This is a genomic window from Streptomyces sp. NPDC030820, from assembly GCF_055572075.1.
This window is the reverse complement of sequence record NZ_JBVIEB010000004.1, coordinates 606,120-630,422: the sequence shown is the minus strand read 5'-3', so window position 1 is coordinate 630,422 and position 24,303 is coordinate 606,120. Positions and strand designations below refer to the sequence as shown.

Annotated in this window: 25 protein-coding genes and 2 pseudogenes; 9 read left to right on the top strand and 18 right to left on the bottom strand. The window is 70.8% G+C overall.

The features are described from left to right. Positions 1-227 precede the first annotated feature (227 nt). Complete coding sequence (locus tag ACZ418_RS14810) at positions 228-923, top strand: phosphatase PAP2 family protein (protein WP_468362251.1); 696 nt, start codon at positions 228-230, stop codon at positions 921-923. A 37-nt stretch (positions 924-960) separates the two neighbouring features. Here the strand turns inward: ACZ418_RS14810 and ACZ418_RS14805 are convergent, their stop codons facing one another. Then, positions 961-2,517: an FAD-binding oxidoreductase gene (locus ACZ418_RS14805; RefSeq protein ID WP_468362249.1), complete on the bottom strand. Its 1,557-nt coding sequence runs from the start codon at positions 2,515-2,517 to the stop codon at positions 961-963. Between the two features lie 347 nt (positions 2,518-2,864). On the opposite strand from ACZ418_RS14805, the gene pstS reads away from it, so the two are divergent. From pstS to pstB, 4 genes are all read left to right on the top strand, one after another. Continuing rightward, on the top strand, positions 2,865-3,995 hold the full coding sequence (gene pstS / locus ACZ418_RS14800) for a phosphate ABC transporter substrate-binding protein PstS (protein WP_468362345.1): 1,131 nt from the start codon (positions 2,865-2,867) through the stop codon (positions 3,993-3,995). A gap of 115 nt (positions 3,996-4,110) precedes the next feature. Next, a complete protein-coding gene (gene pstC / locus ACZ418_RS14795) occupies positions 4,111-5,118 on the top strand; it encodes a phosphate ABC transporter permease subunit PstC (protein ID WP_468362247.1) in 1,008 nt (335 codons plus the stop codon). Next, the gene (pstA, locus tag ACZ418_RS14790) at positions 5,115-6,173 is read left to right on the top strand and encodes a phosphate ABC transporter permease PstA (RefSeq protein ID WP_468362245.1); all 1,059 of its coding nucleotides are present in this window, start codon (positions 5,115-5,117) and stop codon (positions 6,171-6,173) included. Before pstC ends, pstA begins: the two co-directional genes overlap by 4 nt. Positions 6,174-6,220: 47 nt before the next feature. Next, on the top strand, positions 6,221-6,997 hold the full coding sequence (gene pstB, locus ACZ418_RS14785; protein WP_468362243.1) for a phosphate ABC transporter ATP-binding protein PstB: 777 nt from the start codon (positions 6,221-6,223) through the stop codon (positions 6,995-6,997). Between the two features lie 125 nt (positions 6,998-7,122). On the opposite strand, the pseudogene ACZ418_RS14780 reads toward pstB, so the two are convergent. The 4 genes and pseudogenes from ACZ418_RS14780 to ACZ418_RS14765 all read right to left on the bottom strand — a co-directional run bounded on the left by ACZ418_RS14780 (position 7,123) and on the right by ACZ418_RS14765 (position 9,328). Further along, positions 7,123-7,389: pseudogene (locus ACZ418_RS14780) on the bottom strand (hypothetical protein). After that, on the bottom strand, positions 7,386-7,643 hold the full coding sequence (locus tag ACZ418_RS14775) for a hypothetical protein (protein WP_468362343.1): 258 nt from the start codon (positions 7,641-7,643) through the stop codon (positions 7,386-7,388). Before ACZ418_RS14775 ends, ACZ418_RS14780 begins: the two are co-directional and overlap by 4 nt. Before the next feature lie 58 nt (positions 7,644-7,701). Further along, the gene (locus tag ACZ418_RS14770; RefSeq protein ID WP_468362241.1) at positions 7,702-8,700 is read right to left on the bottom strand and encodes an inorganic phosphate transporter; all 999 of its coding nucleotides are present in this window, start codon (positions 8,698-8,700) and stop codon (positions 7,702-7,704) included. A gap of 7 nt (positions 8,701-8,707) precedes the next feature. Next, positions 8,708-9,328: a DUF47 domain-containing protein gene (locus tag ACZ418_RS14765; protein WP_363218280.1), complete on the bottom strand. Its 621-nt coding sequence runs from the start codon at positions 9,326-9,328 to the stop codon at positions 8,708-8,710. 206 nt (positions 9,329-9,534) lie between these two features. Between ACZ418_RS14765 and ACZ418_RS14760 the strand changes: the two genes are divergently transcribed. Next, a complete protein-coding gene (locus ACZ418_RS14760; RefSeq protein WP_208900074.1) occupies positions 9,535-9,840 on the top strand; it encodes a metal-sensitive transcriptional regulator in 306 nt (101 codons plus the stop codon). A gap of 28 nt (positions 9,841-9,868) precedes the next feature. On the opposite strand, the gene ACZ418_RS14755 is transcribed toward ACZ418_RS14760, so the two are convergent. Beyond that, positions 9,869-10,036: a hypothetical protein gene (locus tag ACZ418_RS14755; protein ID WP_468362239.1), complete on the bottom strand. Its 168-nt coding sequence runs from the start codon at positions 10,034-10,036 to the stop codon at positions 9,869-9,871. 101 nt (positions 10,037-10,137) lie between these two features. Then, on the bottom strand, positions 10,138-10,986 hold the full coding sequence (locus ACZ418_RS14750) for an SCO4651 family lipoprotein (RefSeq protein WP_468362237.1): 849 nt from the start codon (positions 10,984-10,986) through the stop codon (positions 10,138-10,140). Between the two features lie 143 nt (positions 10,987-11,129). Here ACZ418_RS14750 and ACZ418_RS14745 point away from each other — a divergent pair, with 143 nt between their 5' ends. Next, the gene (locus ACZ418_RS14745; protein ID WP_468362235.1) at positions 11,130-11,303 is read left to right on the top strand and encodes a hypothetical protein; all 174 of its coding nucleotides are present in this window, start codon (positions 11,130-11,132) and stop codon (positions 11,301-11,303) included. On the opposite strand, the gene ACZ418_RS14740 is transcribed toward ACZ418_RS14745, so the two are convergent. The 7 genes from ACZ418_RS14740 to mshD form a co-directional block, all read right to left on the bottom strand. Next, complete coding sequence (locus ACZ418_RS14740) at positions 11,285-11,692, bottom strand: NUDIX hydrolase (protein ID WP_468362233.1); 408 nt, start codon at positions 11,690-11,692, stop codon at positions 11,285-11,287. The two genes, ACZ418_RS14745 and ACZ418_RS14740, sit on opposite strands and share 19 nt — an antisense overlap. Positions 11,693-11,714: 22 nt before the next feature. Next, complete coding sequence (locus ACZ418_RS14735) at positions 11,715-12,875, bottom strand: CHAD domain-containing protein (protein WP_468362231.1); 1,161 nt, start codon at positions 12,873-12,875, stop codon at positions 11,715-11,717. After that, positions 12,856-15,210: an RNA degradosome polyphosphate kinase gene (locus ACZ418_RS14730; protein WP_468362229.1), complete on the bottom strand. Its 2,355-nt coding sequence runs from the start codon at positions 15,208-15,210 to the stop codon at positions 12,856-12,858. Before ACZ418_RS14730 ends, ACZ418_RS14735 begins: the two co-directional genes overlap by 20 nt. 121 nt (positions 15,211-15,331) lie before the next feature. Next, positions 15,332-16,318 carry an ABC transporter permease gene (locus ACZ418_RS14725; RefSeq protein ID WP_468362227.1) on the bottom strand — a complete coding sequence of 329 codons (987 nt, stop codon included), beginning with the start codon at positions 16,316-16,318 and terminating at the stop codon, positions 15,332-15,334. Then, positions 16,315-17,211: an ABC transporter ATP-binding protein gene (locus ACZ418_RS14720; RefSeq protein ID WP_468362225.1), complete on the bottom strand. Its 897-nt coding sequence runs from the start codon at positions 17,209-17,211 to the stop codon at positions 16,315-16,317. The genes ACZ418_RS14725 and ACZ418_RS14720 overlap by 4 nt, the downstream gene beginning before the upstream one ends. Further along, complete coding sequence (locus ACZ418_RS14715; protein ID WP_468362223.1) at positions 17,208-17,594, bottom strand: GntR family transcriptional regulator; 387 nt, start codon at positions 17,592-17,594, stop codon at positions 17,208-17,210. Before ACZ418_RS14715 ends, ACZ418_RS14720 begins: the two co-directional genes overlap by 4 nt. Positions 17,595-17,715: 121 nt before the next feature. Then, positions 17,716-18,642, bottom strand: coding sequence for a mycothiol synthase (gene mshD / locus ACZ418_RS14710; protein WP_468362221.1), 927 nt, complete (start codon positions 18,640-18,642; stop codon positions 17,716-17,718). 234 nt (positions 18,643-18,876) lie between these two features. Here mshD and ACZ418_RS14705 point away from each other — a divergent pair. Then, positions 18,877-19,305, top strand: a pseudogene (locus tag ACZ418_RS14705) (ABC transporter transmembrane domain-containing protein); the annotation flags it as partial. An 84-nt stretch (positions 19,306-19,389) separates the two neighbouring features. Here the strand turns inward: ACZ418_RS14705 and ACZ418_RS14700 are convergent. Together ACZ418_RS14700 and ACZ418_RS14695 are read right to left on the bottom strand one after the other, a co-directional pair. After that, entirely contained in the window at positions 19,390-20,103 is a 714-nt protein-coding gene (locus ACZ418_RS14700; RefSeq protein ID WP_468362219.1) for a PH domain-containing protein, read from the bottom strand. A gap of 109 nt (positions 20,104-20,212) precedes the next feature. Beyond that, positions 20,213-21,088, bottom strand: a complete 876-nt coding sequence (locus ACZ418_RS14695) for an NmrA/HSCARG family protein (protein ID WP_468362217.1) — start codon at positions 21,086-21,088, stop codon at positions 20,213-20,215. A 121-nt stretch (positions 21,089-21,209) separates the two neighbouring features. On the opposite strand from ACZ418_RS14695, the gene ACZ418_RS14690 reads away from it, so the two are divergent. Beyond that, positions 21,210-21,698, top strand: coding sequence for a MarR family winged helix-turn-helix transcriptional regulator (locus tag ACZ418_RS14690; protein WP_468362215.1), 489 nt, complete (start codon positions 21,210-21,212; stop codon positions 21,696-21,698). Between the two features lie 13 nt (positions 21,699-21,711). Here ACZ418_RS14690 and ACZ418_RS14685 read toward each other — a convergent pair whose 3' ends face one another. Together ACZ418_RS14685 and ACZ418_RS14680 are read right to left on the bottom strand one after the other, a co-directional pair. Next, the gene (locus ACZ418_RS14685) at positions 21,712-23,193 is read right to left on the bottom strand and encodes a HAMP domain-containing sensor histidine kinase (protein ID WP_468362213.1); all 1,482 of its coding nucleotides are present in this window, start codon (positions 23,191-23,193) and stop codon (positions 21,712-21,714) included. Continuing rightward, positions 23,190-23,924: a response regulator transcription factor gene (locus ACZ418_RS14680; RefSeq protein WP_468362211.1), complete on the bottom strand. Its 735-nt coding sequence runs from the start codon at positions 23,922-23,924 to the stop codon at positions 23,190-23,192. The genes ACZ418_RS14685 and ACZ418_RS14680 overlap by 4 nt, the downstream gene beginning before the upstream one ends. Positions 23,925-24,303 lie beyond the last annotated feature (379 nt).

The window sequence follows — 24,303 nt, the reverse complement described above, 5'->3', positions numbered from 1 at the left end:
AACCAACCCCCTGAGCTGCGGTGATGAGTCTCTCTTCGATAACGTCTGCGTGATCATTCAGTGGAGAGTGGAACGTATTGATGGTGACCGTGCGTTCCTGTTGACGTAGCCGAGCGGACGTCAGTACGGGCAGTACGGCAGTGCAGCGGAAGCGGATCTACGCACCACGGGGGTAGGAGCGGCGCACACGAGGTGCGTCCGGTAGACGACGAAGGGGCCGCAGCACCATGGCTGTACTCGCCGAATCCGGATCGAACCCCGACGTCGAGCTGCTCTACGACATCAATGGCCTGGCCAAGGACGCGCCCCACTGGTTCGACCGGGCCATGGAGTTCGTCGGTGAGTACGGGCTGCTGCTCGCCATGGTGCTGCTCGTGCTGTGGTGCTGGTCGTCCGTGCGGCGGCGGGGCGGCGAGGACGCGGCGTCCTCCGTGGCCGCGTTGGTGTGGGCGCCGCTCGCCGCCGGTATCGCGGTGCTGGTGAACATCCCGATCCGGGGCTTCGTGGCACGCCCCCGGCCCTTCCTGGCCCACCAGGGGCTGGACGTCCTCGTCTCCGGCAAGACCGACTTCTCCTTCGTCAGCGACCACGCGACGATCACCATGGCCATGGGGGTGGGGCTGTTCGTCGCCAACCGCCGTTTCGGCATCGCCGGGATCGGGCTTGCGCTGCTGGAGGGCTTCTGCCGGGTCTTCATGGGCGTCCACTATCCGACCGACGTCGTCGGCGGCTTCGCCCTCGGTACGGCGGTCGTCCTGCTGCTGTCCCCGCTGGCCTCGGCGCTGCTCACGCCCTTGATGCGGGCGGTGGAGCGGTCGCCGCGGGCCGGGTGGATCGTACGGCGCCGGTCCGCACCGGGTGTCCCGCTCGTCCCCGGCGCCCGCCGTTCAGTGGAGTCCGAGGAGCGGGACCTGGCGGCGTAGCCCGGCCCCCTGCGAAGCCCCAGAGGCGCTGCAGGCCCTACAGCCCCTGCGCGTACGAGAAGAACCGCCCCGGGTCGTACTGCTTCTTCACCTTCGCCAGCCGCGTCACCGCGTCCCCGTAGTACGCCTTCCGCCAGTCGGAGAGGGTGGGATCCGTGTAGTTCTGGTAGGCCGCGCCCGAGGCGTACGGGGCCATCGCCTGGTGGGCCGACGTGAGCCAGGACTGGGCCGTGGCGCCGGAGGCCCCCGCGCCCCAGGACGCGATGTACTGGGCCAGCATCCGGGAGCGGCGGTGGACGAAGGCCGTCGCCGTGGGGGAGACGCGGTTGACCGCGCCGCCGAGGGCGGTGAACGCGATGCTGCCCGCGCCGCCCCGCACCGAGGCGATCTGCCGCAGCACCGTCTGGATGCCCGCCGCCGAGAGCGAGCGGTCGAAGAAGTCGGAGCGGGCCGCGTACGTCTCCCGGCCCAGGCGGCCCTGGGGGGAGCGGCCGGGGGTGGAGCCCGGGAGGTGGCACTGGGCGTCCGTGGCGAAGGAGGAGCAGCCGGCGTAGATCTCCATCGCTTCCTCGTAGCCGCGGCGGCGCAGGCTGACGGAGGAGGCGTTGGCGCCGGCCGCGTGGGCCAGGCGGTCGACCGCGTTCTGCAGTTCGCCGTAGGTGCCGAGGGAGAAGCAGGCCACCGAGATGGTGGGGGTGCGGCCCGGTGAGCACGCCAGGTGCAGGGAGGACCAGATCTCGTCCGGCTGGCTCGGGCCCCACTCCTGCCAGGCCTTCAGCACGGCCGCGGCCCTGGACCAGGGCCATGTCATGTACGCCGTCACCGCCTGCGGCGCCGGGTGGGTCCTGAACTGCAGCTCGGTGACGACGCCGAAGTTGCCGTTGCCGGCGCCGCGCAGCGCCCAGAAGAGGTCGGAGTGTGAGGACGCGTTCGCCGTCACCTGAGTGCCGTCGGCCGTGATGACCGTCGCCTGGGTGAGGCTGTCGCAGGTCAGGCCGTAGGCGCGGGAGGCGACTCCGTGGCCGCCGCCGAGGACCAGGCCGGAGACGCCGACCGTGGGGCAGGAGCCCGCGGGTATGGTCACGCCCTTCGCGGCCAGCGCCCGGTAGACGTCGATCAGCTTGGACCCGGCGCCGACGACGGCCTGTCCGCCGGAGGCGCGTATGCGGTTCAGCCGGGACACGTCGAGGATGAGGCGGTTGTCGCCGGAGGAGTAGCCCGCGTAGGAGTGGCCGCCGTTGCGTATGGAGACCCGGACGCCATGGGCATGGGCGAAGGCGAGGGTCGTACGGATGTCGCCGGCGTGGGCCACATAGGCGACCGCGGCGGGCTTCAGGGTGTCGAAGCGGGTGTTGTACAGCTGGTGGGCCGTGTTCCAGGACGCGTCGCCGGGGCGGACCAGGGTGCCGTCCAGGTCATGGGCGAGGGCCGTCCAGTTCGCGGCGGCGTTGGCGCTGGTGGTCTTGAGGGACGTGAGCGAGGATGGGCCCGTGCTCGCCGAGGCGGTGGACCTGCCCGCGCCCCAGCTGCAGCCGGTCAGTCCGGTTGCGGCCAGTGCGGCCGTGCCGCCCGCGATGAACGTACGCCGTTCCATGCCCATCGTCCTGTGTCGCCTTTCCGCGGGCCCCCTTGGCCCTTCCTGGAATGAGACGACCCCCCGGGCGCGTTGGTTCGTAACAGTTCACGCACAGGAAAACGAACGCCGAAGACGCGTGCGCGTAACCCGGTGGTCGGAACCGCCGCGTGCCCTCCCCGTAAGCATTCCGTGACCTTACCGGGCCGACGGCAGGGGTTCACCCCCCGTTCACTTCCGGCCATCGGCGGCTTCACCTCTTCTGCCTAATTTCGGCCGTGCACGGTGCGGAGCGCGGCATTGCGCTCGCGCTCCTCCATACCTCGCACGCCGCCGACCGCGGCGGCTCCTGGAAGGAACTCCCGAAAGTGATGCTTCAGCGCAAGAACCGGCTGCGGGCCCTCTCGCTCGGTGCGATCGCCGTGACCGGTGCCCTGGCCCTGACGGCGTGCGGCTCGGACGACAACGGTGGCGGCAGCAAGGCCTCGGGCAACCCGTCCGGCTCGGCGAACGCCTCCTCGATCAAGTGTGACAACGCCAAGGGCCAGCTGCTCGCAGACGGCTCCTCCGCGCAGAAGAACGCGATCGACGCCTGGGTCAAGGAGTTCTCCCAGGCCTGTGGCGTGCAGATCAACTACAAGGGTGGCGGCTCCGGCGCCGGTGTCACCTCCTTCAACCAGGGTCAGCTCGCCTTCGCCGGTTCCGACTCCGCGCTGAAGCCGGAAGAGGTCACCGCCTCCCAGAAGGTCTGCTCCGGCGGCCAGGGCATCGACCTGCCGATGGTCGGCGGCCCGATCGCCCTCGGTTACAACGTCCCGGGTGTCGACAACCTGGTCCTGGACGCCCCGACGATCGCCAAGATCTTCGACAGCAAGATCAAGAACTGGAACGACCCGGCGATCAAGAAGCTGAACCCGTCGGCGAAGCTCCCGGACCTGAAGATCCAGGCCTTCCACCGCTCCGAGGACTCCGGCACCACGGACAACTTCACCAAGTACCTGATCGCCACCACCCCGGACAACTGGAAGTACTCCGGCGGCAAGGCCTGGCAGGCCAAGGGCGGCCAGGCGGCCTCCGGCTCCGCCGGTGTGGCCCAGGGCGTCAAGCAGAACTCCGGCGCGATCGGCTACTTCGAGCTGTCCTACGCCAAGGACATGACCACCGTCTCCATCGCCACCGGCGCCAAGACCCCGGTCAAGCCCTCCGTCGAGAGCGCCACCGCCGACATCGCGGCCGCCAAGGTCGTCGGCACCGGCAAGGACCTGTCGCTGAAGCTGGACTACGCCACCAAGGCCGAGAACGCCTACCCGATCACCCTGGTGACGTACGAGATCGTCTGCGACAAGGGCAACAAGGCGGACACCCTGCCCGCCACCAAGGCGTTCCTCAACTACATCGCCAGCGAGGACGGTCAGAAGCTCCTGTCGAGCAACGACTACGCCCCGATCCCCGACGCGATCATCAGCAAGGTCCGCACCACCATCGCGGGCCTGAGCTGATCTGATCCGAAAGTGCGGCCCGGCGCCCACACGGGCCGGGCCGCACCGTCCGGTGCACCGCCGCCATGAGTCGCCGCCCCGCCCGGGCGGCCGGCTCCGCAGACCGGAGAACCCGATGGACATATCGACCAAGAGAACTGACACACCTCCCCCCACGCCCAAGCCCAAGGTGGCCGAGCAGAAGCGCAACGCCCGCGGCGCGTCCCGCCCCGGTGACCGTGTCTTCCTCGGCCTTACCCGCGGTTCGGGCATTCTGCTGCTGGTGATCATGGCCGCGATCGCGGTCTTCCTCGCCTACCGTGCCTCCCTCGCGATCAGCAAGGACCACGGGAACTTCCTCACCACCTTCGAGTGGAACACCAACCTGACGCCGCCGGTCTTCGGTATCGCGGTGCTGGCCTTCGGCACGATCGTCTCCTCGATCATCGCCATGGTCATCGCGGTCCCGATCGCCGTCGCGATCGCGCTGTTCCTCACCCACTACGCCCCGCGCAGGCTGAGCGGTCCCATCGCCTATGTGATCGACCTGCTCGCCGCCGTGCCGTCCATCGTGTACGGCCTCTGGGGTGCCCTGATCCTCGTCCCGCACATGGCGGGCCTGTTCGGCTGGCTGAACGACTACTTCGGCTGGACCGGCATCTTCTCCTGGGACGGCGGCGCCCCCCGTGCCATGCTCACCGTCGGCATCCTGCTGGCGATCATGATCCTGCCGATCATCACCAACGTCAGCCGTGAGGTGTTCCGGCAGGTCCCGCGGATGCACGAGGAGGCCGCGCTGGCCCTCGGCGCCACCCGCTGGGAGGTCGTCCGCATGGCCGTGCTGCCCTTCGGCCGCTCCGGTGTGATCTCCGCGTCCATGCTCGGCCTCGGCCGCGCCCTCGGCGAGACGATGGCCGTCGCCACCGTGCTCTCCCCGGACTACGTCATCCACGCCAGCCTGCTGAACCCGGGCGGCGGCACCTTCGCCCAGAACATCGCCAGCAAGTTCGGTGAGGCCACCGAGCAGGGCCGGGACGCGCTGATCGCCTCCGGTCTCGTCCTCTTCGTCATCACCCTGGTGGTCAACGGCGCGGCCCGCATGATCATCGCCCGCCGCAAGGAGTACTCGGGGGCCAACGCATGAGCCACGCACTCGCCGACAAGCGCGCTAGCACGCTGCGCGGCGCCAGTCTCCCGAAGTGGTCCCCCTGGGCCATCGCGGCCGGCTCGATCGTCCTGGCCGTGGCCATCGGCCTGATCGGCGGGCTCAGCAGCAAGGTCCAGTGGGGTCTGATCGCCGGGGTCCTCTTCGTCCTCGGCACCTACGGCATCGCCGCCAAGGTCGAGGGCCGCCGGCAGGCCAAGGACCGGGTCGCCACCTCCCTCGTCTGGGTCGCCTTCCTGCTCGCCGTCATCCCGCTGGTCTCCCTGATCTGGACGACCATCTCGCGCGGCGTGAAGGTCCTCGACGTCTACTTCCTCACCCACTCCATGGGCGTCGTCGCCGACTCCGAGCCCGGCGGCGGTATCTACCACGCCATCATCGGCAGCCTGGAGCAGGTCGGCCTCGCCACCGTCATCGGTGCGCCGATCGGCATCCTCACCGCGATCTACCTGGTGGAGTACGGGCGGGGCAGGCTCGCCAAGGCCGTCACGTTCTTCGTGGACGTCATGACGGGTATCCCGTCGATCGTCGCCGGCCTGTTCATCCTGTCGCTGATGCTCATCTTCGAGATGCAGCCGTTCGGTTTCGCCGGTTCGCTGGCCCTGGCCATCCTGATGATGCCGGTCGTCGTCCGCTCCACCGAGGAGATGCTCAAGCTCGTTCCGAACGAGCTGCGCGAGGCCTCGCTGGCGCTCGGTGTGCCCAAGTGGCGGACGATCCTCAAGGTGGTTCTGCCGACCTCTATCGGCGGTATCACCACCGGTGTCATGCTGGCCATCGCCCGTATCGCGGGTGAGACCGCTCCGGTGCTGCTGCTGGTGTTCGGCAACCCGTTCATCAACAACAACCCCTTCGAGGGTGCGCAGGCGTCGCTGCCGCTGTTCATCTTCCAGCAGTACCAGCAGAGCGCGGGTGCCAGCGCGGCGTACGACCGTGCCTGGGCGGCCTCCCTCACGCTGATCGCCTTCGTGATGATCCTCAACCTGGTGGCCCGCGGCATCGCCCGCTGGAAGGCCCCGAAGACCGGTCGCTGACGCGGCCATACAGCGACCGAGCCTGAATTTCTGGAAGTGAAGTAGACATGGCCAAGCGAATCGACGTAAGCGGACTGACCGCCTACTACGGCTCCCACAAGGCGATCGAGGACATCTCGATGACCGTCGAGCCGCGTTCGGTGACGGCGTTCATCGGCCCCTCCGGTTGCGGCAAGTCGACGTTCCTGCGCACGCTGAACCGGATGCACGAGGTCACCCCTGGTGGCCGCGTCGAGGGAAAGGTGCTCCTGGACGACGAGGACCTGTACGGCGCCGGGATCGACCCGGTGTCGGTCCGCCGTGAGGTAGGCATGGTCTTCCAGCGCCCGAACCCCTTCCCCACGATGTCGATCTTCGACAACGTGGCGGCGGGTCTGCGCCTGAACGGCAACTACAAGAAAAACCAGCTGAACGACATCGTCGAGAAGTCGCTCAAGGGCGCGAACCTCTGGAACGAGGTCAAGGACCGCCTGAACAAGCCGGGCTCCGGCCTGTCCGGTGGCCAGCAGCAGCGCCTGTGCATCGCCCGCGCGATCGCCGTCGAGCCGAAGGTCCTCCTCATGGACGAGCCCTGCTCGGCCCTGGACCCGATCTCGACCCTCGCCATCGAGGACCTGATCGGCGAGCTGAAGGAGCGCTTCACGATCGTCATCGTGACGCACAACATGCAGCAGGCGGCGCGTGTCTCGGACCGTACGGCGTTCTTCAACCTCGCGGCGGTGGGCCAGCCCGGCCGCCTGATCGAGATCGACGACACCGAGCGCATCTTCTCCAACCCGTCCGTCCAGGCGACGGAGGACTACATCTCGGGCCGCTTCGGCTGAGCCGACGCCCGATGTCATAGGACCCCTCGCGGTGCTGCATGGCGGTGCCACCGCGAGGACGCAAGAGGGCCCGCCCCTGGCTCCCGGGGGCGGGCCCATTGCGTTCGGCTCGGGCCGTCAGGCCTTCACGGATCGAGGTCCAGCACCCGCACCGGCTCGCCGATCCACCGGTCCGGGGTGGGCTGGGCAGCGTACTGACAGTGCGCCGCGGCCCTGGCGGTGCCGCTGGGCCACCGCCAGGGCCGCGGGCAGGTCCAGGTGCAGGAGGATGCCTGCCGGGCAGCGCGGCGAGACTACGTGGGCGCGGTGGATCAACCGGGAGGCAAGGACGTGGCCCCGGTCGGCCGCGGCCATGGCGGTGTCGTCCACAGGACGTGCATCGCGTCGCTCAGCGGGCCGCCGCCCGGGCCAGCCGGCGGTCCAGCTCGCTGTCGAGGTCTCGTTCCTCTGCGGGAGTGGGTGCGTAGCCGGTCCACTCCGTCAGGGCGGCGCGGGCCTGTTCGGCCCGCTCGGCCCGCTCGGCGGGAGTGAGCAGGGTTTCGGCGAGCCGCGTCAGGTAGGCGCGCAGCGACATCCCCTCGGCTGCCGCTATGGCGGCGAGCCGGTCCCGTGTTTCCTCAGGGATACGCAGGTTGGCGTCGGCCATCATCGGGCTCCGCTGCACGGAATGGGTACGGGTACGTACCCGTACCGTACTGACGGCTTTACAGCACCGTCAGCTTCTCCAAGCCGAAGGCCAGCGCAGCGACCAGCGCCGCTGCCGGCATCGTGATGAACCAGCCCAGGACGATGTTCTTGGCCACGCCCCAGCGGACGGCGTTGACGCGCTTGGTCGCGCCCACGCCCATGATCGCCGAGGTGATGACGTGGGTCGTGGAGATCGGCGCCTTGAAGAGGAAGGCCGTGCCGAACATGATCGAGGCGCCGGTGGCCTCGGCCGCGAAGCCCTGCGGAGGGTCCAGCTCGATGATCTTGCGGCCCAGGGTGCGCATGATGCGCCAGCCGCCCGCGTAAGTGCCCAGGGACAGCATCACGGCCGAGACGATCTTCACCCAGACCGGGATCGGCTCGCCGAACGTCTGGTTGCCGGAGATCACCAGTGCCATCACGACGACACCCATCGTCTTCTGGGCGTCCTGGAGGCCGTGCCCGAGGGCCATGCCGGCCGCCGAGACCGTCTGCGCCATACGGAAGCCGCGCTTGGCCTTGTGCGGGTTGGCTCGGCGGAACATCCACATGATCGCCAGCATGACGAGGTAGCCGACGATCAGGCCGACCACCGGGGACAGGAACATCGGGATGATGATCTTGTCCAGTACGCCGTTCCAGTGCACCGCCGTACCGCCCGCCAGGGCCGCGCCGACGAGGCCGCCGAACAGGGCGTGGGAGGACGAGGACGGCAGGCCGAAGTACCAGGTGATCAGGTTCCAGGTGATCGCGCCCAGCAGGGCCGCGAAGAGAATGCCCATCCCCGTCGAGCCCGAGGGTGTCTCGATCAGGCCCTCGCTGACGGTCTTGGCGACCCCGGTGCCGAAGAACGCACCGGCCATGTTCATGACCGCGGCCATGGCGAGCGCCGCCCGCGGGGTCAGCGCCCGCGTCGACACCGACGTCGCGATCGCGTTCGCCGAGTCGTGGAAGCCGTTGGTGTACGTGAAGAAGAGCGCGACCGCGATGGTCACGACCAGGGCGAAGGTGTCCATCGACGCCTCAGGACTCCTTGACGGCGATGGTCTCCACCGTGTTCGCCACGTGCTCGAACGCGTCCGCCGCCTCTTCCAGGACGTCCACGATCTGCTTGAGCTTGAGCACCTCGATCGCGTCGTACTTGCCGTTGAAGAGGTGGGCCAGCAGCTTGCGGTGGATCTGGTCCGCCTGGTTCTCCAGCCGGTTGACCTCGATCCAGTACTCGGTCAGGTTGTCCATCGTGCGCAGGTTCGGCATCGCCTCCGCCGTCAGCTCGGCGGCCCGGGCCAGGACCTCGATCTGCTGCTCGACACCCTTCGGCAGTTCCTCGACGTTGTAGAGGACGACCAGGTCGACGGCCTCCTCCATGAAGTCCATGATGTCGTCGAGGGACCCGGCGAGGGAGTAGATGTCCTCGCGGTCGAACGGCGTGATGAACGAGGAGTTCAGCTGGTGGAAGATCGCGTGCGTGGCGTCGTCACCCGCGTGTTCCGCGGCCCGCATACGCTCTGCGATCTCGGCTCGGGCAGGTGCGTCCGCCCCGAGCAGTTCCATCAGGAGTTTCGAGCCGGTGACGATGTTGTCCGCGGAGGCGGCGAACATGTCGTAGAAGCTCGTCTCCCTGGGGGTCAGACGAAAGCGCACGTGGGGTCCTCGGGGTGCTTCGGTTTCGGTCAGGCTGATGCTAGGCGCATCATCCGGCCACGGCTAATGGGCCGCATCCCAGTGTCGCCCATCGGGCAGGGTGATCAGCACGGGGGCGTACCAAGGGCTCCCTACCCCGCAAAATTGGTTACCATATACCCATTAGGGGTATGTAAGCGCAGCTCGTCTCGAGAGGGAGGCCTGTGATGACGACGACCGAGGCCGGCGCCACGCACGGCTACCACAAGCAGAAGGACGAGCACCTCAAGCGGCTGCGCCGGATCGAGGGGCAGATCCGCGGCCTGCAGCGGATGGTCGACGAGGACACGTACTGCATCGACATACTGACCCAGGTCTCCGCCTCCACCAAGGCGCTGCAGTCCTTCGCGCTGCAGCTGCTGGAGGAGCATCTGCGGCACTGCGTGGCCGACGCGGCCCTCAAGGGCGGCGACGAGATCGACACCAAGGTGGACGAGGCGACGAAGGCGATCGGCCGCCTCCTGCGCTCCTGACCCGGCCGGCTCCCGCGCTCCCGACCGCTCAGGACTCCCGGGACCGTCGCTCTTCGGCCACCCGCAGCACCTCGTCGATGCTCTCCATGCTGAGCCGGTCCTCGGCCGCGGAGGCCGCGATGATCAGCTCCCCGCACAGCTCGATCTCGGCGAGGGCCACGTGGTCCTGCACCGCCGTACCGCCGACCGGAGCCACCCGCCTCACCTCTTCCCTGCCGTCACCGGCTTCCTAGAGTAGGCAGCGCTCTACACACCGCGCATGGCACGGACGGGCTACTTACGGGGTGGCGCCAGGGACTAGTTGTCGTTCTCGGCGATACGGCCCGCGTAGATGTCCGCCGGGCGCGGCAGCCGTACGACCGCGGGGGCGCCGAAGTCGTAGAGCAGGGTCGTCGAGGCGACCGCCACGGGGGTCTGCTGCCTGCCGTTGACGAAGCTGAAGCGCTGCCTGAGCTTCCGGATGCGGCCCTCGTCGTCGAGATAGGCGTCGAACGGCACTTCGGCCGTGGCGAACCCTTTCGCCGCCGCGGCCAGTGGCGCCCTGTTCTCGGCGGAGGCACGGCGGGCCGCGCTGCTCAGGTCCGCCGTGCCCCGGTAGTGCCGTACGGCGGTCCCGCCGACCTCGGTCCTGCCGACGTAGGTCGCCGTCCGCGTCCCGCGCAGCACCTCGGCCGCCGCGTACGGGTCGGTGACGCCGCCGGTGACCAGGTTGCCGTCGGACAGGGTGGCGGTGTCCACCCGGACCCATTTGTCGGCGGGCACGCCCGCGCCCCGGTTCTTCATGAACAGGGCGTGCGGAGCGAGGAGTTCGGTGATCGGCTGGTGCTCGGAGGTGCCCGCCGGGTCCTCGGGCAGGACGACGGTGAGCCGGCCGAGCCGGCGCCGGTAGTCGTAGACGCCCTGGCCGCGGATGGTGACCCGGGTGCCGCCCGTGGCCATCTCCATGGAGGTGGTGGCCTTGGAACTGCCCGCGTCGCGCAGGGTGTCGGCGGCCCGGTGCAGGACGGCGACCGGATCGCCCCCGTCCTTGACGTCCTCGGCGGCGGCCCCGCTGCCGGAACAGCCCGTGGCACCCGCTCCGAGGCCGAGCATGATGCCGACCGCGACGACCGTCCTGCCCGCGCGCCTGTGCTGCCGCCGTTCCATCGCCTGCCTACCCCCAAGCCGGTGTGTCCGTCACGGGCCCCCTGTCGTCCGGTTAACGACGGGTAGGGGGCGCCGTCACGCGCCGCCGGGGGCGCAGAAAGCCATACCGGCCCTTTAACCGCGGTGTCGGTAACGTTGTCGGCGTGGCGCAGCAGGAGGGGCCGGAGCGCGTCCGGCAGGGGCAGGAGCACCTCACCTCGACGACGGAACAGGGCCGCTTCTGCCTGGCCCGCTGTACGTGCGGCTGGCGCGGTCCGGCCCGCCGGGCCCGCAGCCAGGCCCGTACGGACGCGGAGGCTCACGCGGCGGATCGGTGAAGGGCGTCGATGAGTTCGCGGTCGCGCGGCTGGGTGAGACGGCTGCGGGCCGCGGCGGGGGAGAGCCACAGGATGCGGTCCACCTCGGCGTTCGGGGTGAAGCGCCCGGAGACCGCCTCGGCCGCCCAGTAACGCACCTGCTTCGGGCGGCCGTTCGCGAGATACCGCACGGCCGGCAGCTCCGCGCCGGGCACGGCCGTGTACCCGGTCTCCTCCAGGACCTCCCGAAGGGCGCCCGCGAGTGCGTCCTCGTCGCGCTTGAGCTTGCCCTTCGGGTGCGACCAGTCGTCGTACTTGGGCCGGTGGACCAGACAGATCTCCAGGTCGCCGGAGACCGGCGAGCGGCGCCACAGCACACAGCCGGCTGCCCGCACCAACGTGTCGCTCACACCACCGCCTCCTCGGGGGAACTCAGGGCGCGTTGACGGTCTGCTTCTGCCAGGCCTGCTGGAAGGCGAACCTGGCGGCCTCCACCTCGTGCCGCTGGTCGGCGTGGAGCACGCCGAGCGCGTACGCCGTCGCCGGGGCGATCCGGGGGGTACGGGCGGCCTGGGCCGCCGCCGCTGCCGCCTCCGAGGCGTCCCGGTGCCGGTTCAGGGCCTGGCCGGCCGCGAGCAGGCGTACGTCCACGGGCAGTCCCCCAGGCTCTCGGCTTCGCTCGAACTGGGAGGTACCCCCACCGCCGTGCAGCGCCTCCTGGGCGTACCGGTGCAGGCGCAGCAGCAGCCGGACCTGGTGCCAGGGGCCGTCCTGGGGGTGCGGGGACGGGTCCGGGGACAGTCCGTGCACCAGGGCCTCCGCGTTGTACGGGTGGCCCGCCACGACCAGCGGGAGCCCGGCGATGGCGTCTGTCAGCCGTTCCTCCGCAGCGGCTGCCAGGGGGCGCAGGTCGGTGGTGGGGGCGGCGGAGGTGAGGGGGACCTCGCTGGCCAGTACGGCGACCTTGTCCGCGACGGCGTGGAAGCGGCTCGATCCGAGGGCTTGCAGAGCCGTGGAGTGAGCCCTGGTCCGGGCCAGGGTCAGCTGTCGTTCCAGCAGGGCGCCTGCTTTTGCCGCGCCTACCGTCAAGTTGCCGCGTTCCTGAGCTGCCGCCGGGTGGGCCGGGCCACTGGCGTTGGAACGTGCCGTTGCGCCCGCGGCCACGTCGACGGAAACCACCTGGCCCGGGAAGGCCGTCGCCCCCGACAACCGGTGCAGTGCCAGCAGCAGGCGTTCCAGCCGGGCCTCGTACGCGTGCTCCAGGCCCAGCGTGCCGGACAGCCACGCCAGTTCGGGCCGCATCTCCTCGGACCAGTCGGCGTCGAGGAGCGGGCGGAAGGTGTGCAGGCTGCCGCTGATGCGGCGGGCCGAACGGCGCAGGGCACGCGCCGCGTCGACGGACTCCTCCGCGCCCTTCTCCCCTGCGCTCGCATGGGCCCGCGCGGGGCCGGCCCCGTTCGCACCGCCCGTCTCGCGGTGCAGGCGCAGGGCGCGGAGGAACTCCGTGGCCTGGGCGCGCAGATACGCCGCGAGGGCGTCCCCGGTCACCACCTCGGCCGTGGGGTCCGTCGGGTCAAGGTGTTGCTGTGCCACGCCGGCGCCTCCGGGCGTCTATGAGCATCTCCTGGACGTTGCGCAGGGGTTGGCCGTCCGCGTCGGTCGCGTGTCGCGTCCACTCGCCGTCCGGACCGAGGTGCCAGGAGGAGGTCGAATCGGACATGCCGGTGTCGAGCAGCCGGTTGAGGGCTGCCCGGTGGGCGGGGTCGACGACCCGCACCAGGGCCTCTATCCGGCGGTCGAGGTTGCGGTGCATCATGTCGGCGCTGCCGATCCACACCTCGGGCTCGCCGCCGTTGCCGAAGGCGAACACGCGGGAGTGCTCCAGGAAGCGGCCGAGGACCGAGCGGACCCGGATGTTCTCGGACAGGCCGGTGACGCCGGGGCGGACGGCGCAGATGCCGCGCACCCACACGTCCACCGGCACGCCCGCCTGGGAGGCGCGGTAGAGGGCGTCGATGACCGCCTCGTCGACGATCGAGTTGACCTTGAGCCGGATGAACGCCGGACGGCCCGCACGGTGGTGCTGGACCTCCTTGTCTATCCGCGAGATCAGGCCGTCGCGCAGGGACTTGGGGGCCACCAGCAGGCGGCGGTAGGTCTCCCGGCGGGAGTAGCCGGACAGGCGGTTGAAGAGGTCGGAGAGGTCCGCGCCGACCTGCTGGTCGGCGGTGAGCAGGCCCAGGTCCTCGTACAGGCGCGCCGTCTTCGGGTGGTAGTTGCCCGTGCCGACGTGGCTGTAGCGGCGCAGGGTCTCGCCCTCCTGGCGGACCACCAGGGACAGCTTGCAGTGCGTCTTCAGGCCGACCAGGCCGTAGACGACATGGCAGCCGGCCTCCTCCAGCTTGCGCGCCCACTTGATGTTGGCGTGCTCGTCGAAGCGGGCCTTGATCTCGACCAGGACGAGGACCTGCTTGCCGGACTCGGCGGCGTCGATGAGCGCGTCGACTATCGGGGAGTCGCCGGAGGTGCGGTACAGGGTCTGCTTGATCGCGAGGACGTCCGGGTCGGCCGCCGCCTGCTCCAGGAAGGCCTGCACGGAGGTGGAGAAGCTGTCGTACGGGTGGTGCAGCAGCACGTCCCGGGTGCGCAGGGCCGCGAAGATGTCCGGCGCGGACGCCGACTCCACCTCGGCGAGGTCGCGGTGAGTGCCGGCGACGAACTTCGGGTACTTCAGCTCGGGCCGGTCGAGGCTGTGGATGCGGAAGAGGCCGGTGAGGTCGAGCGGGCCCGGCAGCGGGTACACCTCGGCCTCGCTGATCTTCAGCTCGCGCACCAGCAGGTCAAGCACCTCGCGGTCGATGGACTCCTCGACCTCCAGGCGCACCGGCGGGCCGAAGCGGCGCCGCATGAGCTCCTTCTCCAGGGCCTGGAGCAGGTTCTCGGCGTCGTCCTCCTCCACTTCCAGGTCCTCGTTGCGGGTGAGGCGGAAGGTGTGGTGCTCCAGCACCTCCATGCCCGGGAACAGCTCTTCCAGGTGCGCGGCGATGACGTCCTCGATGGGGACGTACCGGCCGGGGCTGCTCTCCAGGAAGCGGGACAGCAGCGGCGGCACCTTCACGCGCGCGAAGTGCTTGTGCCCGCTGACCGGGTTGCGTACGACCACGGCCAGGTTCAGGGAGAGGCCGGAGATGTACGGGAAGGGGTGCGCGGGGTCGACGGCCAGCGGGGTGAGGACCGGGAAGATCTGGTGCCGGAAGAGCGTGAACAGGCGCGCCTGTTCCTTGTCGGTCAACTCGTTCCAGCGGACCAGGTGGATGCCCTCCTCCGCGAGCGCGGGGGCGACGTCCTCGTGGTAGCAGGCGGCGTGCCGGGCCATGAGCTCGCGCGAGCGGGCCCAGATCATCTCCAGCACCTCGCGCGGCTGCAGCCCCGAGGCGGACCTTGTGGCGACCCCGGTGGCGATACGGCGCTTCAGGCCGGCGACCCGGACCATGAAGAACTCGTCCAGGTTGCTGGCGAAGATCGCGAGGAAGTTCGCCCGCTCCAGCAGTGGCGTGTCGGGGTCCTCGGCCAGCTCCAGTACGCGCTCGTTGAAACCGAGCCAGCTGCGCTCACGGTCGAGGAAACGGCCCTGGGGTAGCGGCGCACCCCCGGCCTTCGACTCGTCGTACGCGTCGAGATCCGCGTCGAGGTCCGGCTCCAGATCGGAGACCGAGCCCGCGACGGTGCGCGAGCGGTGCGCGGCTATGGAGCCCACGTCGGGCTGGATGTGCTGGACCTCTGCCTGGGTGTCTTGCTGACTCATGAACCCATTCTTCCGCGCTACAGGCATGACAGGCGCGTCGGAACGTGCGGGCGGGAGCGTCACGGCCCCGTTTACCGCGGGCCCCTCGGGGGGCGGCGAAGGCTCTGGCACGGCGGGCTTCATTGGCCGAGCGTCGCAAGTCTGGCTGAATCGATGGTTACGGAGACATGACGTGCGGGATAGCGCGGGGCGGCCCCCGGGGGTCTTACCCGCGCCCCAAAGGGGCGCGGGGCTGTGCTTTGTATCAGGCGCTGACGACGACGACCTTCGTTTCCCTGGCCATCCCCAGCGCTCCGGTCAGCCGCCGCAGCACCAGGTAGGAGGCGAACACCAGCACCCCGGCGACCGCCAGGAGCAGCGCGCTGACGGTGAGCTGGAGCGGCCAGTAGTGAGAGTAGGGGTGATACGTGTTGAAGTAACCGACCGCGTCCACGGAGGCCCGGTCGCACGCCCCGGAAGAGCAGGGCACATGAGCGCCGGTCCTGGTCACCAGCCCCTGGTCGACGACGATGCCGTCACCGAGGTAGCCCTGGTGGAGGGTGCCGATCCGGGTGACCGCCGGCCACAGGTGGGGCAACAGCTGCTGGGCCAGGCCGGCGACGCCCGCGGTGAACAGGGTGCCGACGACCAGCGCGGGCAGCGTACGGTGCAGCACCAGGCCCGCCAGGGTGCCGGCCGCCAGCCCGGTCAGGGCCAGCGCGGCGGTGGTGGGGCCGTTGGCGTGGAAGGTCGTCAGGTCGTACCAGCGCTTGGCGGAGTCGATCCGGCCCAGCCCCGCCGACCAGGCCCGGTGGTGCAGCCAGAACAGCAGACCGGCGCCGGCGGCGATGAGCGCCGCCGGGACGGCCAGCCGGACGGTGAGCCAGCGGGCCGGGGAGATGCCCTGGGTCCAGGACAGCCGGGCGGTGCCGGTCTCCATCTCCCGGCCGGTCAGGGCGGCGCCGGCCCAGGCGGCCACCAGGAACGGCAGCGCGTCCAGGGCGTCGGTGGCGTAGTCGTAGTAGTCCTTGTAGCGCAGGATCGCGGCCTGGTCGTACGTGCATACGCCCATGCCGCAGGCGTCGAACTGGCGCCAGCCCGCGGCGGCCGCGTCGGCGAGCGGGCCGGCCAGGGCGAGCTGCACGGCGGTCAGGACGATCAGCAGGCCGGTGAAGGCGTACAGCGCGGGGCGGTGCAGCCGCAGCAGCCAGCGGGCGGTGCGGGGCCGCAGGGCGGTCGGGGCGGTGGTCACGCGGCACTCTCCTCGGTGACGGCCGGGGCGGTGGTCAGGGCGGGGGCCTCGGGATTGCGCAGGTGGGCGAGGACCAGTTCCTCCAGCGTGGGAGCCGCGGCGCGCCAGTCGGCGGGGAGCGGTCCGGCGGGTCGGATCAGCGCGGTCAGCTGGCGGCCGGTGACCCGGGACTCGACGACGGTGTGCGCGTCGAGGCCGGCCGAGTCGGCGGCGCCGGTGACCCGGACGTGGGCGGTGAGCAGGTCGTCGATCTCGCCGGCCAGCCGGATCCGGCCGCCGCCGACGAGCAGCAGATGGTCGCAGGAGTCCTCCAGCTCGGCGACGACGTGCGAGGACATCACGATGGTGGTGCCGTACTGGGCGGCCTGGGCCATCAGCGTGCCCATCAGCTCGTGCCGGGCGAGGGGATCGAGGTCGGCCATCGGCTCGTCCAGAAGCAGCAGTTCGGGTCGCTTGCCGAGGGCGAGGGCGAGCGCGACCCGGGTGCGCTGGCCTCCGGAGAGGGAGCGGATGCGGGCGGCCGGGTCCAGGTCGCCGCCCGCGACGACGTGCTCGGCGGTGGCCGGGTCCCAGCGCCCGGGGTTGAGGTCGGCGCCCATGCGCAGGATCTCGGCGATCGTGAGTTGCCCGTAGAGCGGCTTGTCCTGGGCGATGTAACCGACCCGCGGGCGGGCCGCGGCCGGACTGGTGCCGAGCACCCGCAGTCGGCCCTCGGTGGGCGGGAGCAGCCCCGCGGCGAGGGCGAGCAGCGTCGACTTGCCGGCGCCGTTGGGCCCGACGACGGCGCACACCCGCCCGGCGGGCAGCCGGAAGGCACAGTCGTGCAGGGCCCAGCCTCCCCGGCGCCCGAAGCGCTTGCCGAGGCCGGTCGCCTCGATCGCCGTGTCGCTCATGAACGTTCTCCCTGGAAGTGCGTGTCGAGTACGGCGGTGAAGAGTGCGGCCACGTCGTCCCGCTCCAGCCCGGCGCAGCGTGCCCGCTCGGCCCATGCCTCCAGCTCGGTACGGAGGGAGGGGTCGACCGGGGTGCCGCCGAGCGCCCGCCGCACGAAGGTCCCGAGGCCACGGCGCGCCTCCACCAGTCCCTCGCGTTCCAGTTCCCGGTACGCCTTCAGGACGGTGTTGGGGTTGATCGCGGTGGCCTCCACGACCTCGCGTGCGGTGGGCAGGCGGTCTCCCGGCTCGAGCAGGCCCATGCGCAGGGCCTGTTTGGTCTGCTGGACGATCTGGACGTAGGTGGCGACCCCGCTGTGCCGGTCGATGCGGTACTCGACCATGCGTTGAACCACCCTTTCACTAATTGAGTAGTGAAAGGGTGGTGCAAGAGAGGGGCGGCCGTCAAGCCGGCCGCCCCTCGTCCCGCCGAATGTCAGGTCTTCGTGCGGTACATGCCGTATGTCAGGTCTCCGTGCGGTACATCAGGTCCGTCTCGTACGTCGTGAACCCCAGCCGCTCGTACACCGACACCGCCGCCTGGTTGTCGGCGTCGACGTAGAGCATCGCGGTCGGCAGCTGCTGGCCGGCCAGGTGGCGCAGGCCGATCGTGGTGAGGGCCTTGCCGAGGCCGCCGCCCTGTTCGCCGGGCCGGACCCCGAGGACATACACCTCGCCGAGGCCCTCCTCGGCGTGCACCTTGGTCCAGTGGAAGCCGATCACCTCCCCGCGCCGCTCGGCGAGGAAGAACCCGGCCGGATCGAACCACGGCTCGGCCTTGCGGTCGTCGAGGTCCCGCTGGGTCAGCGAACCCTGCTCGGGGTGGTGGGCGAAGGCGGCCGCGTTGACCGCGAGCCAGGCCGGGTCGTCCTTGCCGGGCACGAAGGTGCGCACGCTCACGCCCTCCGGCAGCACCGGATCGGGCAGCTGCAGATCGGTCAGCGACCGCCGCATCTGCCGCAGTTCGCGGAACAGGGTCAGGCCGAGCACCTGGGCGAGATGCCGGGCGGCGGGATGCCCGCCGTGCGCCCACACCCGAAGCCGCTTGCCGGAGGCGGCGAGCAGCGCCGCGCCGAGCGCCCGGCCGTGCCCCTGCCCGCGGTGCACGGGCCGTACGACGAGTTCGGCGGCCGGCGCCTCGACCGGGTCGGTGTCCTCCAGCTGGGCGTAGCCGACGAGTTCGCCGTCGACGCACAGCAGCAGATGCGAGACGCCCTCGCGGGCGCCACCGCGCAGTTGCAGCCGGCCCTGCTCGGACACCGGCTGCTGCCCGTCGACCGCGGCGGCCTCCGCGAGCAGGGCCCGCACGGCATCGGCCTGGTCCGGGGTGAGCGCGGAGCGGGTCTCGATGGAGCGGGCGGGGAAGGCTCGTACGGTGTCGTCGCTGCTCATGCGTAGAGGGTACGGCAGCCGCCCCCTAAAACCCATGTGAATGGCGCCGCGGTTCCCGAAATTCCCCGTGAATTACTCGCAGCGCTCTCTAATTGAGGTCTCGCTGGAATTGGCTTTTCCGGGCTTCCGAATGCCGTAATTTTTTCGGTGCCGGAATTCTCTCGACGTGAATCGCAGGAGACGGAGAATCGCCGTATGTTTCCACCCGCTCGCCCCCGCCAAGCGGTCGCCGAGCTGGTCGGTTGTCTCGGCAATTCCCTGGCCACCTGGACCGCCGAGAGATTCGTGCTGCGATTGCGCGCGGCCGTCTTCCGCCATGCCCCGGACCTGCCGCCGCACTTCTTCCAGCGGCAGCGTCGGGGAGACCTGGTAGAACGGCTCACCGGAGACGCGGACTCGGCCGCATTCTCCGCCGTTTTCGTCGAGGTCGTCGAGGTCGTCGAGGTCGTCGAGACGCTCTGCGTGCTCGCGGTGATCGGACTGGGCGCCTGGGAGATCTCCGCCGGCCGTATGACCCTCGGTCAACTCCTCGCGTTCGCCGCCCTCCTCGGCTGCCTCTACCCGCCGGTCCGCCACCTCGGCCGACTGGGCCTGACCGTCACCGCGGCCACCGCCGGCGCCCGCCGCATCGGCGAGACCCTGGACGCCGAGCCCGCCGTCACCATGCGGCTCCGCCGGGTGTGCGCGACCAGCCACGATGGCGCCGCAGACGGCCGACGGCGCATCGCGGCACTTCCAGCGGAGCGCTCAGCGCGGCAGCCGCAGGGCGCGGACGGCGAAGTAGCGGGCGAGCAGGAGCCCGAGCAGGCCGAAAGCGGCCAGCGGTATGACCAGGAGCAGCAGGTAGAGGTTGGCCGGTGTCCCGGCGATGTCCTCCGCCAGCGCGACCAAGACCATGAAGGCGAACAGCACCACGGTCGCGACGCTCGCCCACTGCCATCCCCGGCGCCGCCCGGCCTGCCGCAGGATCCGTTCCTCGGTCTCGGCCCGCTGCCCGTAGGGCATCCCGTACCGCCAGGCCGCCTCGCGCAGGGTCGCGACCTCGGCGTAGGGATCGTCCAGCTGCCACTCGTTGATCTGCGGGAGCAGGAAGCGGCGGCCTTCCAGGTCGTACAAGTAGGCCGGCCACCGGGGGTGGGCGTTGAGCGGCTGGCTGCCGGTGGCCTCGATCCGGATGTCGTACACGGTGGACCAGGCCCAGGTGCGCGCCCGCAAGGGCCCCTGGCGGGTGATTCCCCGGGCCGTCACCACGGTGTGCGCCCGCCACTCCGACAGGGCGCCCCACACGCCGACCGCCACGAGAGCGGCGAGCAGGACGGGGGTCCACCAGATCGGCACGGCGTGGTGGCTGCGGATGGTCTGCAGCGCGGCGTTGCCGAGGAGGATGAGCGGCAGCAGCGCGGCCTGCAGGGGCCGTCTTCGCTGCCTGCGGTACACCCGTGCCGACTCGCCCTCGTCCATGGAGATCCCCTCCCCGGCGCACCGGAAGAGTGCGCGACCGAGGAGAGGCTAGACCTCGTGTGCGGGGCGGTGGGGAGGGGGTGGGTGAAACCGAAACGGTCGGGGCTCCTCAGCTGCGGGGTGCGTGCAGCAGGGTGGGCCAGTCCTGGCCGGCCGCCCACCGCGCGAAGGTCTGCCAGCCGACCTCCGGGTACGCCCGGCGCAGGGCGAGGGTGTCGACGTCGAGGCCCGTGGTGGTGAAGTACGTGAACATGGCCGCGAGGTCCGCCGAGTGGGTGCGGACGACGTCGAGGCCGACCTCGTGGTGGGTGACCGGGCGGCCCGTGGCGGAGGTGAGGGCGTCCGCGATCTGCTCCGGGGTGCGGGTGTCGGAGGCGATGTCGATACGGCGGCCGACGAACTCGGTCCGGCGGGTGAAGGTGAGTGCGGCGAACGCGCCGATGTCGGCGGCGGGGATCAGGGCGAAGGGGCGGTCGGCGGGCATGGGCCAGCCGAAGACGCCCTCGCGCAGGCCGGAGAGGGTCCAGCCGTCGGCGTGGTTGTCCATGAACGCGGCCGGCGCGACCACCGTCCAGGGCACACCGGACGCGCACAGGTACCGCTCGACCTGGTGCTTGCTGTCGTAGTGCGGGACGCCGGTGCCGCGGTCGGCGTGGGCGGCGGAGGTGAGGACGACGTGTCCGAGGCGGGCGGCCGTCGCGGCGTCGACGAGGGCTCTGCCCTGGCGCACCTCGGTCTCGGTGTCGGTGCCGAACGGAGTCGTGACCGCGAAGAGCGCGTCCGCGCCGGTGAGGGCCGCGTCGAGGGAGGCACGGTCGTCGAAGTCGGCGTGGCAGATTTCGGCGCCGAGGGCGTGCAGGGCCTTGGCGGCCGGTGATCCGGGGTCGCGGGTCAGGGCGCGGACGTGGTGGCCGGCGGTCAGGAGGACGCGGGCGGTGGCTCCGCCCTGGGCGCCGGTGGCGCCGGTGACGGCGATGGTGAGCATGGGTGTCCCCCGGTGGAATAGGATGGCTGACGGATGATTACTGCGTGACGCAATAGCTGCGCCACGCAGTAAAGTACCGCGAGTCTGCTGCACCGTGCAGTGTTTTTCGGAGGCGAGTCACGTGACGGACGCGACCGACCCGCGCCGGGCCCGGTTGTACGAGGAGTTGTCGGCGGAGTCGCGGCGCTATCTGGCGTCGTACGTGCTGTTCAACCAGGCCGTCGCCGACCACCTCGGCCTGCACCCCACCGATGTGCAGGCCCTGAGCCTGCTGACGGCCGAGCCCGAACCGCTCACGGTCCGGCAGATCGCCGATATGACCGGCCTCACCACGGGCTCGGCCACCCGGCTGGTGGACCGGCTCGAACGTGGCGGCTATGTGGCCCGTACCCCGGATGTGCGGGACCGCCGGCGGGTGCTGGTCACCCCGGTGCCGGAGCGCATCGCCCGGGTCACCGCGGTGTGGGACGAGCTCGGGCGCACCTGGCAGACCCTCCTCGACGACCACAGCGAGGACGAACTGCGGGCGATCACCCGCCACATGCGCCACGCGAACGAACTGAGCCGCACCCAGATCCAGCGTCTGCGCGCCCTGCCGAAGCCGGAGTGACGCGACGACTCGCTCAGCCGGCCAGGATCTCGGCCGGCTCCGGCGTCTCCGGCGGCGGCGTAGGCGCGCCCGGCAGCCGTACTGTCGCCACCGTGCCGCCGCCCTGCGCGCGTGCCAGGGTGACCTCGCCGCCCGCCTGCTGGACCGTGCGGGCCACGATGGACAGGCCGAGGCCCGAGCCGGGCAGCGCGCGGGCGCTGGGGGAGCGCCAGAAGCGGTCGAAGACGTGCGGGAGTTCGTGCTCGGGGACGCCGGGGCCGTGGTCGCGGACGGTCAGGACGCCGTCGGTCAGCCGCACCTCGACCATGCCGCCCTCGGGGCTGAACTTCACCGCGTTGTCGAGGACGTTGACGACCGCCCGCTCCAGCGCGGAGGGCTCCGCCCGCACGTACCAGGGCTCCAGGTCCGACGTGATGGTCAGCTCCGGGCCGCGCAGGCGGGCCCGGCGCAGGGCCGCCTCGACCGTGTCCTGGAACGACACCACCTGGACCCGCTCGCCGCGCTGCCCCTCCGAACGGGACAGCTCCTGCAAGTCGCCGATCAGCGCGGCCAGTTCGGTCATCTGCGCCTTCACCGAGGCGAGCAGCGCCTTGCGGTCCTCCGGCGGGAGCGGACGGCCCGTCTCCTCGCTGCGGGTGAGGAGTTCGATGTTCGTGCGCAACGAGGTCAGCGGCGTACGGAGTTCATGGCCGGCGTCGGCGATCAGCTGCTGCTGGAGATCGCGGGAGCTGGCCAGGGAGGCGGTCATGGAGTTGAAGGACCGGGAGAGCCGGGCGACCTCGTCCTCGCTGTCGTCCTCCACGGGGATGCGGATGGTCAGGTCCTCGGTCCTGGCCACGTGCTCCACGGCCTCGGTCAGCTTGTCGACGGGACGCAGGCCGGCCCGGGCGACGGCGAGACCGGCGGCGCCGGCTCCTATGACACCGACCCCGGATACGAGGAGCAGGATCAGGGCGAGGTCGTTGAGTGTCTTCTCGGTGTTCGCGAGCGGTACGGCGGTCATCCAGGCGGCACCCCGGTACACCTGGGGCCCGGTGTCCGTGACGACCACGAGCGGCATGGTGAGCACCCGGACCCGGTTGCCCTCGGTGTCCGTGCCGTCCCGGAGAATGCCGCCCTGGCTGGTGTCGCGCCCCACGATCGCCCGGTCGACCGGGGTGGTCTTCACCACGCCCGGGGAGTCCGAGGAGACGCAGGCCGTGCCGTCCGCCTTGACCAGCTGCGAGTAGAGGGTGTTGTGGGTCGGCAGGCCGCTGGAGGACTCCGTCGGCTTCTGCGGGCATGCGGCCAGCAGATCGAGTACCTGCCCGGCCCGCACGGGACGCTGCGAGGAGTTCTGCAGATCCTTGTCGACCAGGTCGTACAGCTTGCCCTGCACGATGAACCAGGCCGTCACCGACACCGCCGCCACCGCGAACGCCACCGCCGCCGCGACCAGCATCGCCAGCCGGGCCCTGATCGGCAGGGCCCGATAGCGCCGTACCAGCCGGCTCACTCCGCGCCGCCCTGCCGCAGGACGTACCCCACGCCCCGCACGGTGTGCACGAGGCGCGGCTCGCCGCCGGCCTCGGTCTTGCGGCGCAGGTACATGACGTAGACGTCGAGGGAGTTGGAGGAGGGCTCGAAGTCGAAGCCCCAGACCGCCTTCAGGATCTGCTCGCGGGTGAGGACCTGGCGCGGGTGCGCCATGAACATCTCCAGGAGGGTGAACTCCGTGCGGGTCAGTTCGACCTGCCGGCTGCCGCGTGTGACCTCACGGGTCGCGAGGTCCATGCGCAGGTCGGCGAAGGTCAGCGCCTCGTCCTCCTGGGCCTCGGCGGACACCGCCCCCGCGTACGAGCTGCGGCGCAGGAGGGCGCGGATACGGGCGAACAGCTCGTCCAGCTCGAAGGGCTTGACCAGGTAGTCGTCGGCGCCGGCGTCGAGGCCGGTCACCCGGTCGCCGACGGTGTCGCGGGCCGTGAGCATGAGGATCGGGGTGGTGTCGCCCGCCCCGCGGATGCGGCGGGCCGCGGTCAGGCCGTCCATGCGCGGCATCTGGATGTCCAGGACGACCAGGTCGGGCTTGTAGGCGGTCGCCTTCTCCAACGCGTCCGCGCCGTCGACGGCCACCTCCGTGTCGTACCCGTCGAAGGCGAGGCTGCGCTGGAGCGCCTCGCGTACGGCCGGCTCGTCGTCGACGATCAGGATGCGCTGGGGGTCACGGTCGCCTTCGGCGGGGCTCATCGCTCGCGATTCCTCGGGGTGCGGTGGTTGGGGCGGGTGGACGGGGTGTCTCTCGGCTGCGTCTCCGCTGCCTCTCAGCCTGCCACGCCCGACGGCCGGGGAGGCAGACCTGCCGGGTCCGGTCCGGCCGCTGGTCGGTTTGGGGGGCGGTTCGTGCTCGGCCTTCGGTGGCCCAACCCCGGGGCGGATCCAACCCGGCCGGTCAGGCCCAACCCGGGGGAGCCCCGCGAGGTCAGATCCATCCCGGTGGGTCAGGCCCAACCCTGGGGTGAGATCCATCCCGGTGAGTCAGCCCCCCGGGGGAGAGAGCCAATCCGGGCGGTCAGGCCCACCCCGGGGGAGAGAGCCAACCCGGGCGGTCAGGCCAAACCCCGGACGG